Here is a 14,806-nt window from a genome sequence, read left to right on the forward strand (position 1 = left end):
TTTTTGATCTGGTCCAGAGGGTGTGCTGGTGTCGCTTGATGCATCGCAATCGGTGCAGGCTGTCACAGGGGTGTGATGGAGGCCTGATTCAACGAGGAGCCAACCATGCATGCCTTGCAAGATTTTCTGTCAACCGACTACGGGTTGATGAGCGCGGCGGGCCTGGCCTTCATGCTCGGCATGGGGGTGTTTTTCCTGCGCTATTTCCTTCGGCACATCCGCGAGGACGGCGAAGCGGCGGCACGTGCTGAACGAAACAGCAGCGTGGCCTGACCGAATGCATTTCAAAAGTCGGCTGGATCGAGGAAGGCCAGGGGTTCCCCGGTGAGCGGGTGCGCAAAGGCAAGTTGACTGGCATGCAGCAGCAGCCGCCCTGAGGCCCGCTGCCAGTGGGTCGGCGCATACAGTTCATCGCCAACGATCGGATGCCCGATCGACTGCAGATGGACTCGCAACTGGTGCGAGCGTCCGGTGACGGGTTCAAGTTCAACCCGGGCCGTACCGTCCAGCGCATGGCGCGAGAGTACCCGCCAGCGTGTGAGTGCAGGCTTGCCAAGTGCGTGGTCGACGATCTGGCGCGGCCGGTTCGGCCAGTCGCAGACCAGTGGCAGCGATACCTCGCCGCATTCGTTGTCTGGCATGCCCGCGACAACCGCTACATAGCGTTTGGTCACACGCCGTTCGGCAAATGCCGCACTCAGGAGCCGCTGTGCCTGTGGGCCACGGGCCATCAGCAGCAACCCGGAGGTGGCCATGTCGAGTCGGTGCACGACCAAGGCGTCCGGCACGCGCTGTTGCACCCTTGCAGACACGCAGTCGGCGCGCTCCGGCCCGCGGCCAGGTACGGACAACAGTCCCGCTGGCTTGCGCACGACGACCACGCCGCCGTCGAGGTGGAGGAGTTCGATGTCCAATGGGCCGGCAAGGGGGGGCGCGTGCATATGCCGATTGTCGGGGCTTCCACGCCAACGCTGCGGCAAACACCCCGAAACGCAAGTTGACCCAGTAGACCGGCAGAATCGAGATTCCTGATCCTCCGAGACTGTGTACACCATGACGATTCCGCCCGCTGTTGATCTGTCCACCTTGCTGGCGTCCCTGGCTCGTCCGTCGTCGCTGATTGAACTGGCCGTTCTGGCAGGCGTGGTGCTGGTGTGCTGGTTGCTGGTTTGGAGTCTGCGCCGCAGCCTGCAGGATCCGCCGGACCGCCGTTCGATCTGGTTCGGCGCGCACCTGTTCGACGGCGTACTGTTCCCGGTGCTGACCCTGGCACTGGCCTATGTGGCGCGGCGGGTGTTGCTGGATCTCGGGCTGCCGCTGGCCGTGTTCCGACTTGCCATTCCAGTACTACTGTCACTGCTGGTCATCCGGCTGAGCGTGCGGGTGCTGCGCCTGGCGTTTCCGGAGTCGGCGCTGGTACGCGCGGTGGAGCGCACGATCTCGTGGTTCGCCTGGCTGGGCATGGTGCTTTGGGTGACCGGTCTGCTGCCTGCCGTGCTTGATGAACTGGATGGTATCCAGTGGGTCATCGGCGCGCATCCGATCAGCCTGCGCCACGTGATCGAGGGTGCGTTGACGGCGGGTTTCGTGCTGGTGGTGGCGCTGTGGATCTCGGCGGCGCTGGAGGCGCGGCTGCTGGCCGGTGCGGTCGGTGCGCAGTTGTCGCTGCGCAAGGTTGCTGCCAATGTGCTGCGTGCTGCGCTGCTGTCCATCGGGCTGCTGATGGCGCTGTCGGGCGTAGGGATCGACCTGACGGCACTCTCGGTCCTGGGTGGTGCACTGGGCGTTGGCATCGGCCTGGGCTTGCAGAAGCTGGCGGCGAACTACGTCAGTGGCTTCGTGATCCTGGCGGAACGGGCATTGCGCATCGGTGACATGGTGAAGGTCGCCGATTTCGAAGGCGTGATCACCGACATCACCACCCGCTACACGGTGATCCGTGCGCCGTCCGGCCGCGAGGCCATTGTCCCGAACGAAATCCTTGTCACCACGGCCGTGCAGACGATGTCCTTGGCTGACCGCAATGTGCTGCTCACCACCTCGGTGGGCGTGGACTACGCGACCGATATTGCGGCGCTGCAGGTCCGGCTTGTCGAGGTGATTGCCGCGGTGCCCCGCGTGTTGGCAGCGCCGGGGCCGAGCGCGCAGTTGACCAATTTCGGAACCGACGCGCTGGAGGTGACGCTGTATTTCTGGATCTCGGATCCGGAGAACGGCCAGGGCAATGTGCGCTCCGAAGTCAATCTGGCCATCCTCGCCCTGCTGCGGCGCGAGGGCATCAGCATCCCGTATCCGCAGCGGGTCGTGCACCTGCCGGCTCCGCTGCCGGCACCGATCCCGGAGGATGCCGTCAAGGCGCCTTCAGCGGAATCTGCACCGTGAACCGGCTGCCCTGACCCGGGCTGGTGGTGACCGTCACCCGGCCGCCCAGCACCTGGGTGCAGAAGTGGTGGCACAGGTGCAGGCCGATGCCGGTGCCGCCGCGGCCGCGCCGGGTGGTGAAGAAGGGGTCGAAGATGCGCGGGAGCACCTCGGGGTCGATGCCGCGGCCGTTGTCGATCACCGCGATTTCCAGCAGCCCGCTGTGCGGGTCGATCTGGCTGCGCACGCGGACCTCGGCGGGCGAGGAGCGGGGCGGCGGCGGATGGATGTCCGTGTCGAAGGCGTGCAGCTGGGCGTTGCCGACCAGATTCTCGACCACCTGTCCGAGCGGGCCGGGGTAGCTGTCCAGCACCACGCCGGGCGCGGGTTCGATGTGCAGCGCCACGTCCGGCGCGATCTGGCGCGCCGCGAGCAGCCGCCGCACGTCGCTGAGCAGGTCGTCGAGCGTGAACACGCGGCGCTCGACGGCGCCCCGGTCCACCGCCAGCTGCTTGAACAGGCGGATGACCTGGCCGGCGCGGCCCAGGCTGTGGTCGACGATGTCGAGCCCGGTGCGCTGGTTGTCCAGCACGGTGCGCATCTGCTGCTGCGTCAGCGTGTCGGCGGTGGCGCTGCGCAGGGCGTCGTCCAGTCGGCGTGACATGGTGGACGCCGTGACCTTGGCGCTGCCCAGCGGGGTGTTCAGCTCGTGCGCGACACCGGCCACCAGCAGCCCGAGCGAGGCCAGTTTCTCGGCCTGCACGAGTTCGTTCTGCAGGTGCTGGAGCCGCTCCAGTGAGGCCTCGGCCTCGGCCTTGGCGGCGGCCAGCGCACGGTGGTTGATCTGCAGATCGGCCAGCAGCAGCTCGCGCTCGCGCTCGATCTGGCGGCGCCGGCGGGTGGCCCAGGCCGCCAGCACCAGCACCAGGGCACTGGCGCCGCCGCTCTGCCAGGCGCTCGTGCTGCGCAGCAGGCCGACCGTCTCGGCCGGCACCTGCGCAATGAAGTGCCAGGGGGCCGAGGCCAGCCGGCCGGGACCGGGTTCGGTGGGCAGGAAGTCCTGGAATTGCCACATGCCCTCGGCCCCTTCCCGGCGACCACGGCCCTGGTCCTGCATCAGCTGCCACAGCTCGGGGTCGGTGAACGGCAGGCCGGGTGTGGCCGAGCCGACCTCGACCAGCCGCCCGTCCGGCCCGACGAGCTGGATGGGCTGGACGCCCGCGCTGTCGAGTGCATGGAGCTGCGTCAGCAGGCGGCGCAGGTCCAGCGTCAGCACCACCATGCCACGCTGGCGCCCCCGCCCGTCGTAGACCGGTGACCCGGCGTGCAGCCGGATCTCGCCGTCGCGGTAGTCGAGCGGCGTGAAGCGGGCCTCGGTGGGCAGCAGGTCGGCGAGCGACTTCAGCCAGGAGTTGGGTGCGTTGCGCCGCAGCCGCGCGGGGTCGACCAGGGTGGCGATGCCGTCGCTGTTGTCGATGCGGCTGCGTTCGCGGCCGGTCTCGTCGACCCAGGCGATGCGGGCATAGGGGCGCGAGGCCCGGGCGAAGGTCAGCAGGGCCGTGCCGGTGGCGGGCAGGTTGTCGGCGCTGATGGCGGCGGTCAGCGCGGGGTTCTGCCCGAGCACCAGCGCGTCGCGCGACAGGTTGGACAGCTCGCTGGTGGTGAGCGCCACGCTCTGCTCGATCAGCAGGCGCGCACCGTTGCGCAGCGGCGTCAGTCGCAGGTCCAGCAGGCGCAGATAGCTCAGCGCGCCGGCCACGCACACGACCACCACCCACGGCAGCAGCCGCAGCGTGAGCACCCGGGCCTCGCGTTTCCACGTGGCCCGGGGCGGCAGGGGCGGTGGGTCGGGCTTCAATCGGTCGCAGCGGGGGGCGGGACCGGCAGATGGCCGTGTGCGTGCAGCCAGTCGGGCAGGGCCGCAACCGGCATGGGCGCCCCGATCAGCAGGCCCTGCGCGGCCATGCAGCCGCTGCGCACCAGCCACAGGCGCTGGGCTTCGGTCTCGACGCCCTCGGCCAGCGACTTCAGGCCGAGCTGGCGCGACAGCGTGACGATCATGTCCGGCAGGGTCTCGCGGTCGGGGCGCTGGCCGATCTCGCCGAGAAAGGCGCGGTCGATCTTGATCCAGTCCAGATCGAAGCTGCGCAGCCGGGCCAGCGACGAGAACCCGGTGCCGAAATCGTCCAGCGCCACCTCGAAGCCGATCTGGCGCAGCCGGGTGAGCTGCAGCGTGGCGCCGTCCGGGTCGAGCATCACGGCGCTTTCCGTCACCTCCAGCTCGATCGCGTCGGGCGGCACGCCCGCGTCGGCGCACTGGTCGGCGATGTCCTGTGCCAGCGTGGGCGAGGAGAGTTGCAGCGCCGAGAGGTTGACCGCGATGCGCAGGTGGCCCAGCCCGAGTGCCTCCAGCACCCGCCAGGCGTGGCAGGACTGCTGCAGCACCTGCGTGAACAGGGCGGTGATGTGGCCGGAGGCCTCGGCCAGTGCGATGAAGGTGACCGGGGAGACCTCCTGCCCGCGCCGGTCGGTCCAGCGCGCCAGGGCCTCGAATCCCTTGAGCGTCCCGTTGTCCAGCCAGACCTGCGGCTGCAGCGCGATGTGGATCTCGCCCGCACGCAGTGCCTCGTGCAGCGCCTGCCCCAGCCGGTAGTTGTCGCGTGCGGCGGCTTCCATGCCGGGACGGTAGGCCACTTCCTGGCCGGATCCGCGCCGTTTCGCGTCGTTGAGCAGATAGCGGGCGGTGGACAGGGTCTCTTCCGGCGGGCCGCTGAACAGCGCCAGATCGACCCGGGCGCCGGTCAGGTGCAGCACGGCCGAGAAGTGGCCGTCGCTCACGGTGATGCCCTCGCTGCGGTGGCGGTGCAGGGAGGTGTCGAGCCGGTCGCGCGGGCCGAGCAGGGCGAAGGTGTCGTTGTCCACCCGCGCGACCAGCACTTCCGGGCCGGCCTCGTCGCGCAGCCGCTGGGCGAGTGCCTGCAGCAGCCGGTTGGTGGTCTCGAAGCCGAGCATCAGGTTCAGGTCGGAGAACCGGTCCACGTCCTCGAACTGCAGCACCATGGTCGACAGGCGCTCGCCCGCCGCATGCATCATGCGCAGCAGGCCATTGCGGTTGGGCAGCTCGGTCAGCGGGTCCTGGTAGGCCAGCCGGTCGAGCTTGGCGATCAGCTCCAGCCGGTGCATCTGGGCGCCGACATTGGCCACCAGCAGCTGCACCATCTCGGTCTCGTTGGTACCGGGCGGGTGGCGCCGCGGCATCCACAGCGCGAACAGCGTGGCCAGATCGATCTGGCGGCCGGCGGCGGTGGACAGCGCCGACGACGGGTGCAGCGGCATCAGCAGATCCAGCGCATGGGCCGCCGCCGCGCCGGGGTCGGTGGACGGTTCGGCGTGGCTGGTGAGGGTCTGCTCGATGCGGTGCACCTGCGCCGGGTCGTTCAGCTCGTCGAGCGGCCGGCCCTGCAGCTCCGCGAACCGGCCGGTCGCGCCGATGACCAGCGCCGACGTGGTGTGCGCCGGCCACATCACCACGATGCCCTCGCTGGGCATGTCCAGCAGCCGGGCGACGTCCACCAGCAGCCGCTGGCTCAGGCTGGTCAGGTCGGGCACGTGGCCGGCACCGTCGACCGCGGCGAGCAGCTGCTCGAGCTGGCGCCGGGTGTGCAGCGCCTCGCGGATGAACTGGTGGCTGCGCAGGTTGGCGTTGAGGATGGCCTCCAGCCGGTCGCTGCCCAGCTCGGTCTTGTGCCAGTACTCGTTGACGTCGAGGTTGCGCATCACGTCGCGCATCGGGGCCATGCCGGGCTGGCCGGTCAGCAGCACGATGCGGATGTCGCGCCGGCCCATGACCTCGCGCACGTGGCGCACCAGCATGAGGCCGTCGTCGTTGTCCTCCATCACCACGTCCAGCAGCAGCAGGGCGATGTCGGGGTGGGCGACCAGCAGGGTCCGGGCCTGCGCGGCACTGCCGGCCTGGAGCAGGGTGATGTCGCGGTCCTGGAAACGGTAGCCCTCCAGCGCGAAGGCCATCGACCGGCGGAAGACCGGGTCATCATCGACCGTCAGAACTTTCAGCTCGGAGAGGTCGGCCGGGTGGTCCGGCCGTGCCGGTGTCGACTCGGCAGGGGAAGCGGGAAACGTCAAGGTCAAGTACGACTCCGGGCAATGCCTCTTGCAACGCAGGCGGGCAGGGCCGCATGCCCCCCGGCTGCAGTCTGTCTCAGGCACCGGGACTTGGCAATTACTCAAGGCTGATGGCTGGGCGCCGATATTGAAAACAACTGGTTCCAATGCCCCGCCTCCTAGTGTCTTCCTCCCCGGTTGATCCGTCTTCCTCGCCTGGTCCGAAGGTCCGTCGGCTGCTGCGCAGCCCGCTGGCCTGGCGCATCGGTCTGGCCGTGCTGCTGGCCGTGGCGCTGCCGCTGCTGGTGCTGGCGCTGCTGGGCGGGCAGGTGCTCGATGCACTGGCAACACGTTATGAATCGCGCGAGCGGCTGATGCTCGTGCACGGTGTGGCCCGGCAGGTGGGCACCCATCTGGAGGACGCCGTGGCGCTCATGGCCACCTGGCCCGGCGCTGCGCCGACCGGAGAACCAGGCGTCGATCCCGCCGATGCCAGCCTGCGCACCGTGCTGCCCGGCATGGGCCTGCGGTTCCGCCAGGCGGCGCTGGTCGATGCCGGTGGACGGCTGCGCTGGGCCTCGGGTGGCTGGCCCGGCCCGCTGGCCGAGGCGGCGACGGCGATGCCGGCACCGTCCGCCCGCAGCCAGCTGCTGGCCCAGGAACGCAATGGCCAGCTCCAGCTCGTGCTGGCCCAGCCCGCCCGGCCGGACGGCAGCCGCTGGCTGGCCGAACTCGAACCCGAGGCGCTGTGGCAGCCGCTGGCGGCGGCGGACGCGTCGATCTACTGGTGTGTCCAGAACGCGCAGGGCCTGCGCCTGCACTGTCCGACGCCGGGCAAGGCGGGCGGCAGCGGCCAGCCGGCGCTGGTCGATGTCTCGATTGCCGACCGGGTCCACACCGGCTGGGCGCTGCCGCTCGACGCCGAGTACGGCGCGGGGGACTGGCAGTTCGACATGGTGCAGGTGCGCGCCGCCGCCACGGCGGCGGGCCTGTCGCTCACCGGGCCGCTGGTGGGCGGTGGTCTGTGTGCGCTGTTCGGGGTGCTGCTGGCCAGCGGCCTGTTGATCGCGCGGACGCTGGGCCCGCTGCGGCGCCTGCGCGAGGGCGCCCGACAGATCGAGCAGCGTGCGCCGGGTGTGCGGGTGGACGTGGCGGCGGGCGACGAATTCGGCGATCTGGCGCAGGCGTTCAACCAGATGGCCGGCGCCATCGACGGCCAGTTCCGCTCGCTGGAGCTGCTGGCCTCGATCGACCGGGACATCGTGGGCCACCGGGCCGTCGACGAGGTGTTCCGGCGCGTGCTGGTGCAGGCGCTGCCCGGGCTGGGCGCGGCGGTGATGGGGCTGGCACGGGTCGAGTCCGAGCGGGTGCCGCGCCTGCATCTGCAGTGGAACGACGAGGCCTTTCCGCGCAAGGTGCGGCGCAGCGTGCGGGCGCTGGTGCCGGCAGAGGTGCAGGCGCTGGAGGCGGTGACCGCCGGCACGGCGTGGCCACCGAGTGAGCTGGCGCTGTCCTCGTCGTCCTGGTGCGCACCGATGCGCCAGGACAAGGCGCTGGCGCTGCAGGCCTTGCCGCTGCGCTGGCAGGGCCGCACCCACGGACTGCTGCTGCTGGCCTGGTCGGCCGCCTCGTCACCGCAGCGCGTGCGCGAGGCGGGCGAGCTGCGCGACCGGCTCTCGGTGGCGCTGGCCGCCCACCAGCGTGAGCGCGAACTGACCTGGCAGGCGCGCCACGACGACCTGACCGGCCTGCTCAACCGCAACGGCCTGCACCAGGAGCTGGACGCCCTGCTCGAGGTGCCTGAGGGCGGGGCAGCGGCCGCCACGTCGCTGGCGGTGCTGTTCATCGATCTGGACCATTTCAAGACGGTCAACGACAACCTGGGCCACGGCCTGGGGGATGAACTGCTGCGCCAGGCCGCCGAGCGGCTGGAGGCGAGCGCACCGACCCGCGCGGTGGTGGCGCGGCCGGGTGGCGACGAATTCGTGCTGGTCCTGCCGGGGGCCGACGCGGAGGCGGCGACCGCCGTGGCCTGCGCGGTCTGCCGGCGCATGGCCGTGCCTTTCACGCTGAGCGGCAAGGAGCATTTCCTCGGGGCCAGCATCGGCATCGCGCTGGCGCCGGTGCATGGCGACACCCGCACCGACCTGCTGCGCCACGCCGACATGGCGATGTACACCGCCAAGGACGCCGGCCGCGGTCGCCACGCCATGTTCGAGGAGCCGCTGGATGCCCGCCTGCTGGAGCGCAGCTCCCTGCTGGCGGATCTGCGCCAGGCGGTGGCGCGCAAGGAGCTGGTGCTGTACTACCAGCCCCGGATCTGCGTGGCCGATGGCAGCATCGTGTCCGCCGAGGCGCTGATCCGCTGGCGGCACCCGACGCGCGGGTTGCTGGCGCCGTCGGTGTTCATCCCGCTGGCCGAGGAGTCCGAGCTGATCGAGGTGATCGGCCAGTGGGTGATCCAGGCCGCCTGCGCCCAGCTGGCGCGCTGGCGGCGCGAGGCGGTGCCGCTGAAGCGCCTGTCCGTCAACGTCTCGCCGCGCCAGCTGCAGTCCGGCCGGCTGATGGACGATGTCGAAGAGGCGCTGGTGCGGCACGGCGTGCCGTGGAACATGCTGGAGCTGGAAGTGACCGAGAGCCTGCTGGTGGGCGACGCACGCTCCGCCAGCGAGCAGCTCGGCCAGCTGCGCGAGCGGGGGGTGCTGATCGCGCTGGACGACTTCGGCACCGGCTACTCGTCGATGGCGACGCTGCGCAACCTGCCGATCGACGTGATGAAGGTGGACCGCGCCTTCGTGCAGGACCTGAGCGAGGACCCGTCCGCACTGGCCGTGACCCGCGCCATCCTGACGCTGGCCCAGGCGCTGGGCAAGCACACCGTCGCCGAGGGCATCGAGACCCAGGCGCAGGCGGACACCCTGCGCCAGCTCGGCTGCGACGAGTTCCAGGGCTTCCTGTTCAGCAAGGCGGTGCCGGCGGCCGAGTTCGCGGCGCTGTGCCGCTTCTCGGCTCAGCAGCCGCTGTCGGCGTCCATCTGAGCTTGGCGGGCGCCGGCTTCGGCGCAGGCGCGGCAGATGCAGGCCAGCCCGCGCTGCGCGGTCGGCACGCGGGCCAGCACCTCGGCCGGGATCTGCACCGTGGTGCACCAGCAGGGGCTATCGAAGGAGCCGGACACCGCCGGCGCGCAGCCGTTCGGCCCGCCACACAGCGGGCAGCCCGTGGCGGGCAGCGGGGTGGCCAGCCGTTCGCGCACGGGCTCGTTCATGGCGTGCGCCTTATGCCTCGACGACCGGGATCTTGCCGATCTTGGCCTGCCAGATCTTGGGGCCGGTGATGTGGGCGCTGGTGCCGCCCGCATCCACCGCCACCGTCACCGGCATGTCGACCACGTCGAACTCGTAGATCGCTTCCATGCCCAGATCGGCGAAACCGACCACCTTGGCTGCCTTGATTGCCTTGGAGACCAGGTAAGCCGAGCCGCCGACCGCCATCAGGTAGGCCGACTGGTTGTCCTTGATCGCCTGGATGGCGACCGGGCCGCGCTCGGCCTTGCCCACCATCGAGATCAGGCCGGTCTTCTCCAGCATCATCCGGGTGAAGCCGTCCATGCGGGTCGCCGTCGTCGGGCCAGCCGGGCCCACCACCTCGTCACGCACCGGATCGACCGGGCCGACGTAGTAGATGACGCGGTTGGTGAAGTCCACCGGCAGCGTCTCGCCCTTGGCCAGCATGTCGGCGATGCGCTTGTGCGCGGCGTCGCGGCCGGTGAGCATCTTGCCGTTCAGCAGCAGCGTGTCGCCCGGCTTCCAGCTTGCCACTTCGGCCTTGGTCAGCGTGTTCAGGTCGACGCGCTTGCTCTTGTTGTAGTCGGGCGCCCAGTGCACGTCCGGCCACAGGTCCAGGCTCGGCGGGGTCATGTAGGACGGGCCCGAGCCGTCGAGCACGAAGTGGCCGTGGCGGGTCGCGGCGCAGTTCGGGATCATCGCGATCGGCTTGGAGGCGGCGTGCGTCGGGAAGGTCTTGATCTTCACGTCCAGCACGGTGGTCAGCCCGCCCAGGCCCTGTGCGCCGATGCCCAGGGCGTTGACCTTCTCGTACAGCTCGATGCGCATCTCCTCGAGCTTGTTCTGCGGGCCGCGCTCCAGGAGTTCATACATGTCGATGTCCTCCATCAGCACTTCCTTGGCCATCATCACGGCCTTTTCCGCCGTGCCGCCGACGCCGATGCCCAGCATGCCCGGTGGGCACCAGCCGGCGCCCATCGTCGGCACGGTCTTCAGTACCCAGTCGACGATGTTGTCGTTCGGGTTGAGCATGTACATCTTGGACTTGTTCTCGCTGCCGCCGCCCTTGGCCGCGACGATCACGTCCACCTTGTCGCCGGGCACCACTTCCATGTGGATCACGGCCGGCGTGTTGTCCCGGGTGTTCTTGCGGGCGAAGATCGGGTCTTCGAGCACCGAGGCGCGCAGCACGTTGTCCGGGTTCAGGTAGCCCTGGCGCACGCCCTGGTTCACGGCGTCGGCGATCGAGCCGGTGAAGCCTTCCCACTTGACGTCCATCCCGATCTTCAGGAACACGTTGACGATGCCGGTGTCCTGGCAGATCGGGCGACGGCCTTCGGCGCACATGCGGGAGTTGGTCAGGATCTGGGCGATCGCGTCCTTGGCGGCGGCGGATTCCTCGCGTTCGTAGGCGCGGGCCAGGTGGGCGATGTAGTCGGCGGGGTGGTAGTAGCTGATGAACTGCAGCGCGGCGGCGACGCTTTCAACCAGATCGGCTTGGCGGATGGTGGTCATGACGGGTCTCTCGACGGATCGCCCGGCGGGCGGATTGAACGGGTACGTGAAAGGCTCATGCGGAGGCGAATCCGCGATGCTGCGCCTGTCGACTTGCTGCGAGTTTACTCAAGGGGTGCTCCGTCCTGCCACAGGTGCTGGGTGCTGGCAACAGGTGCGGGTCAATCGTTTCAAGCGCCCGCATTCACTGGCTTTTCAGTTTCAGGGAGGACGTGTCGATACGATAAGCTTCCAAAAGGTCCGGCGATGCGACGGAACCTTGCAGTCCGGGTGCTTGCCCCGGGAGATCCACAAGAACATTCAGGTACGTGCTGCCCATGACTCCAGGCGACACCGGGAACCGACCGTCGGCTGCAAGCGCCCTCGACGCGACCTCTGCTCCCCCCGCCGGCGCTGACGCGCCGGACACGCTGCCGATGACCTTCCCCGAGGACGGGGACGGCAGCGCACCCCCCCCGACACCGGCATCGACGCCTGTCGCTGCCACGCCGCCGTCACCACGCCGCTGGCCGGTCACGCTGGCCAAATGGTCCACCGGCCTCGCGGTGGTGGCCGGCGTGTCGTATCTGGCCCATGTCGAGATGCAGACCTCGGCGCTGCAGTCCCGCTTCTTTTCCGACTGGGCGGCGAATCTGCGGTACGAACTGAAGCCGCAGCTGGCCACCGGCAGTCGCTATCCCAAAGCCGGTCCGAGCGACGAGCGCATGGGCTACGCGCGCCTGCCGGATTTCCTCACGAGCCTGACTGGCCGCGGCTACCAGGTCGTGTCGCAGGCGCAGCAGTCGGCCGCGCTGCAGGACTTCATGTCCCGCGGCTTCTTCCCGCCGTATCCGGAGAAGGTCCAGTCCGGTCTGACTCTGTCGGACTGCCGCGGCGAACCGCTCTTCCGCTCCCGTTTCCCGCTCTACACCTACGAGCGCGAGCAGGACATGCCGGCGCTGGTGGCGCAGACGCTGGGCTTCATCGAGAACCGCGAGGTGCTCGACACCGCCGAGCCGCGCCACAACCCGGCCATCGAATGGACCCGCCTCGGCAAGGCCGTGCTGGACCAGGCGGTGGCCGTGGCCCACGAAGACCATGCCGCCGCCGGTGGCAGCACGCTGGCCACCCAGACCGAGAAGTTCCGCCACTCGCCCGAAGGCCGGACCGCGTCGGCCAAGGACAAGTACTACCAGATGGTGTCGGCCTCGGTGCGCGCCTACCGCGACGGCGAGGAGACGCTGGGCGCCCGCCGCCGCATCCTGCAGGACTACCTCAACAGCCTGCCACTCGGCGCCCAGCGGGGCTGGGGCGAGGTGCACGGCGTCAATGACGGTCTGGCGGCCTGGTACGGCGTCGATGTGCATGCGGCGAACCTGCGCCTGCGCGAGCCTGGCGAGCAGGAAGCGGGGCTGCAGGCGCGCGGGCTGGCCTTCCGCCAGGTGCTCAGCCTGATGATCGCCCAGCGCCGGCCGGCCCACTACTTCGGCCCCGGCCACGCCCAGCTGCTGAACATGACCGCCAGCTACATCCGCCTGCTGGCGCAGGAAGGCGTCATCGGACCGGCGCTGCGGGACGCCGCGCTGGCCGCGCCTCTTGACGTGGTCGGCGCCTACACCGGCCCGGCCGCCGGCATCGAGTTCGGCGAGCGCAACGCCTCGACGCTGCTGCGCGTGCAGCTCTCGTCGATGCTGAACACGCCGCGCCTGTACGAACTCGACCGCTTTGACCTGACTGCCACCAGCTACCTCGACGGCCGGCTGCAGCGCGAGGTCACCAGCCTGCTCAACCGCCTGCGCGATCCGCAGGTGGCGAAGGAGGCCGGCCTGCTCGGCTACCAGCTGCTGGAGAAGGGTGATCCGTCCAAGCTGCTCTACAGCTTCACGCTGTACGAGCGTGGCGAGGGCATGAACCGGGTGCGCGTGCAGACCGACAACCTCGATCAGCCCTTCGACATCAACGGCAGCGCCAAGCTGGAGCTGGGTTCGACCGCCAAGCTCCGCACGCTGGTGACCTACCTCGAAATCATGGCCAAGCTGCACCAGGAGTACGCCGCGCTGGATGCCAATGCGCTGGCCGCGGTCGAGGTCGGCCCGAAGGACCGGTTGTCACGCTGGGCGGTGGACTGGCTGATGACGGCCAAGGACCGTTCGCTCGCAGCCATGCTCGAAGGGGCGATGCTGCGCAAGTACTCGGCCAGTCCTGGCGAGAGCTTCTTCACTGGCGGCGGTGCACACGTTTTCGCCAATTTCAACAGCAGCGACAACTGGCGCATGGCCACCTTGTATGAAGCGCTGCGCGACTCGCTCAACCTGCCCTTCATCCGGCTGATGCGCGACGTCGTCTACCACCACCTCTACAACGCCTCTAGCCCTGCCTCCGACATCCTCGAGGACGAGGACGACCCGCGCCGGATGGAGCTGCTCAAGCTCTTCATCAACAAGGAGGGGCGCCAGTTCATGCGCAAGTTCTACCAGCGCCACCGCGACAAGCCGGTCGCCGACGTGCTGGAGCGCCTGGCGGCCAGCGTGCACAAGACGGCGCCGCGGCTGGCGGTGATCTACCGCTCCGTGAACCCGGACGGCAGCTTCGAGGACTTCAGCGCCTACATCGTCCGGCAGCTGCCCGGTACGCCGCTGCCGCCGGACTACCTGCGCAAGCTCTACGAGCGGCACGCGCCGGGCAACTACTCGCTGGCCGACCGTGGCTATCTGGCCCGCCTGCATCCGCTGGAGCTGTGGGTGGCGGACTACCTGCGCCAGAACCCCAAGGCTGCGCTGGAGCAGGTGCTGGATGCCGGGGCGGTCGAGCGCGAGCAGTCCTACAACTGGCTGCTGCGCAACAAGGCCCGGCGCGGCCAGAACAGCCGCATCGTGCAGTTGCTGGAGATCGAGGCCTTTGCCAAGATCCACGCCAGCTGGAAGCGGGTCGGTTTCCCCTTCGAGACGCTGGTGTCGTCCTACGCCACGGCGATCGGTAGCTCAGGCGATCGGCCGGCGGCGCTGGCGGAGCTGATGGGCATCCTGGTCAACGACGGGCGGCGCCTGCCCGCCACGATGCTGGACCGACTGCAGTTCGCCTCCGGCTCGCCGTACGAGGTGACGCTGGCGAAAAAGCACACCGAGGGCGAACAGGTGCTGGCCCCCGAGATCGCCGCGACGGCGCGCAAGGCGCTCGCACTGGTGGTGAGCGATGGCACGGCACGGCGCGTCAGGGGGGTGCTGGACGAGCCCGGTCAGGCCCCCATGGTGATCGGCGGCAAGACAGGGACCGGCGACAACCGGCTGAACACCTACACCCGGGGCGGCGGTCTTCTGGCCTCCAAGGTCACCAGCCGGACCGCGACCTTCGTGTTCTACCTGGGGCCGCGGCACTTCGGGACGCTCACCGCCTTCGTGCTCGGCCCCGAGGCGGGCGGGTACAAGTTCACCAGTGCCTTGCCCACCCAGATCCTCAAGAGCATGGCGCCGCTGCTCAAGCCGGTGCTGTCCGGCGTGTCGGCTGCCGCGTGCCCGGCACCGACCGCCAAGGCACCCTGAGACCCA

9 protein-coding genes are annotated in these 14,806 nt (G+C 69.5%); 4 read left to right on the forward strand and 5 right to left on the reverse strand.

Annotated elements, in window-relative coordinates; all coding sequences use genetic code 11:
- The first annotated feature begins 105 nt into the window (after positions 1–105).
- On the forward strand, positions 106–273 hold the full coding sequence (locus AABN02_RS08465) for a DUF3149 domain-containing protein (RefSeq protein WP_338414491.1): 168 nt from the start codon (positions 106–108) through the stop codon (positions 271–273).
- A gap of 11 nt (positions 274–284) precedes the next feature.
- Here AABN02_RS08465 and AABN02_RS08470 read toward each other — a convergent pair whose 3' ends face one another.
- Entirely contained in the window at positions 285–941 is a 657-nt protein-coding gene (locus AABN02_RS08470; RefSeq protein ID WP_338414492.1) for an RluA family pseudouridine synthase, read from the reverse strand.
- 112 nt (positions 942–1,053) lie between these two features.
- Between AABN02_RS08470 and AABN02_RS08475 the strand changes: the two genes are divergently transcribed.
- Positions 1,054–2,382 (forward strand): mechanosensitive ion channel domain-containing protein, encoded by a 1,329-nt coding sequence (locus tag AABN02_RS08475; protein ID WP_338414493.1) that lies wholly within the window; start codon positions 1,054–1,056, stop codon positions 2,380–2,382.
- On the opposite strand, the gene AABN02_RS08480 is transcribed toward AABN02_RS08475, so the two are convergent.
- Together AABN02_RS08480 and AABN02_RS08485 are read right to left on the reverse strand one after the other, a co-directional pair.
- Positions 2,351–4,219, reverse strand: a complete 1,869-nt coding sequence (locus AABN02_RS08480; RefSeq protein WP_338414494.1) for an ATP-binding protein — start codon at positions 4,217–4,219, stop codon at positions 2,351–2,353. The two genes, AABN02_RS08475 and AABN02_RS08480, sit on opposite strands and share 32 nt — an antisense overlap.
- The gene (locus tag AABN02_RS08485) at positions 4,216–6,510 is read right to left on the reverse strand and encodes an EAL domain-containing protein (RefSeq protein ID WP_338414495.1); all 2,295 of its coding nucleotides are present in this window, start codon (positions 6,508–6,510) and stop codon (positions 4,216–4,218) included. The genes AABN02_RS08480 and AABN02_RS08485 overlap by 4 nt, the downstream gene beginning before the upstream one ends.
- A 140-nt stretch (positions 6,511–6,650) precedes the next feature.
- Between AABN02_RS08485 and AABN02_RS08490 the strand changes: the two genes are divergently transcribed.
- A complete protein-coding gene (locus tag AABN02_RS08490) occupies positions 6,651–9,521 on the forward strand; it encodes an EAL domain-containing protein (protein ID WP_338414496.1) in 2,871 nt (956 codons plus the stop codon).
- On the opposite strand, the gene AABN02_RS08495 is transcribed toward AABN02_RS08490, so the two are convergent.
- Both AABN02_RS08495 and AABN02_RS08500 read right to left on the reverse strand, forming a co-directional pair.
- The gene (locus AABN02_RS08495; protein WP_338414497.1) at positions 9,494–9,748 is read right to left on the reverse strand and encodes a cysteine-rich CWC family protein; all 255 of its coding nucleotides are present in this window, start codon (positions 9,746–9,748) and stop codon (positions 9,494–9,496) included. The two genes, AABN02_RS08490 and AABN02_RS08495, sit on opposite strands and share 28 nt — an antisense overlap.
- Positions 9,749–9,758: 10 nt before the next feature.
- Entirely contained in the window at positions 9,759–11,282 is a 1,524-nt protein-coding gene (locus AABN02_RS08500; protein ID WP_338414498.1) for a fumarate hydratase, read from the reverse strand.
- A gap of 317 nt (positions 11,283–11,599) precedes the next feature.
- Between AABN02_RS08500 and AABN02_RS08505 the strand changes: the two genes are divergently transcribed.
- On the forward strand, positions 11,600–14,800 hold the full coding sequence (locus AABN02_RS08505; protein ID WP_338414499.1) for a transglycosylase domain-containing protein: 3,201 nt from the start codon (positions 11,600–11,602) through the stop codon (positions 14,798–14,800).
- Positions 14,801–14,806: the final 6 nt, after the last annotated feature.

Origin of the sequence: uncultured Sphaerotilus sp. (assembly GCF_963924895.1) — a bacterium.
Taxonomy (GTDB): Bacteria; Pseudomonadota; Gammaproteobacteria; order Burkholderiales; family Burkholderiaceae_C; genus Sphaerotilus.

What these genes read in the sequence shown, in the direction of transcription:
- AABN02_RS08500 (WP_338414498.1), bottom strand. Translation starts at nt 11,282, where the DNA reads ATGACCACCATCCGCCAAGCCGATCTGGTTGAAAGCGTCGCCGCCGCG.
- AABN02_RS08490 (WP_338414496.1), top strand. Translation starts at nt 6,651, where the DNA reads ATGCCCCGCCTCCTAGTGTCTTCCTCCCCGGTTGATCCGTCTTCCTCG.
- AABN02_RS08475 (WP_338414493.1), top strand. Translation starts at nt 1,054, where the DNA reads ATGACGATTCCGCCCGCTGTTGATCTGTCCACCTTGCTGGCGTCCCTG.
- AABN02_RS08505 (WP_338414499.1), top strand. Translation starts at nt 11,600, where the DNA reads ATGACTCCAGGCGACACCGGGAACCGACCGTCGGCTGCAAGCGCCCTC.
- AABN02_RS08465 (WP_338414491.1), top strand. Translation starts at nt 106, where the DNA reads ATGCATGCCTTGCAAGATTTTCTGTCAACCGACTACGGGTTGATGAGC.
- AABN02_RS08470 (WP_338414492.1), bottom strand. Translation starts at nt 941, where the DNA reads ATGCACGCGCCCCCCCTTGCCGGCCCATTGGACATCGAACTCCTCCAC.
- AABN02_RS08495 (WP_338414497.1), bottom strand. Translation starts at nt 9,748, where the DNA reads ATGAACGAGCCCGTGCGCGAACGGCTGGCCACCCCGCTGCCCGCCACG.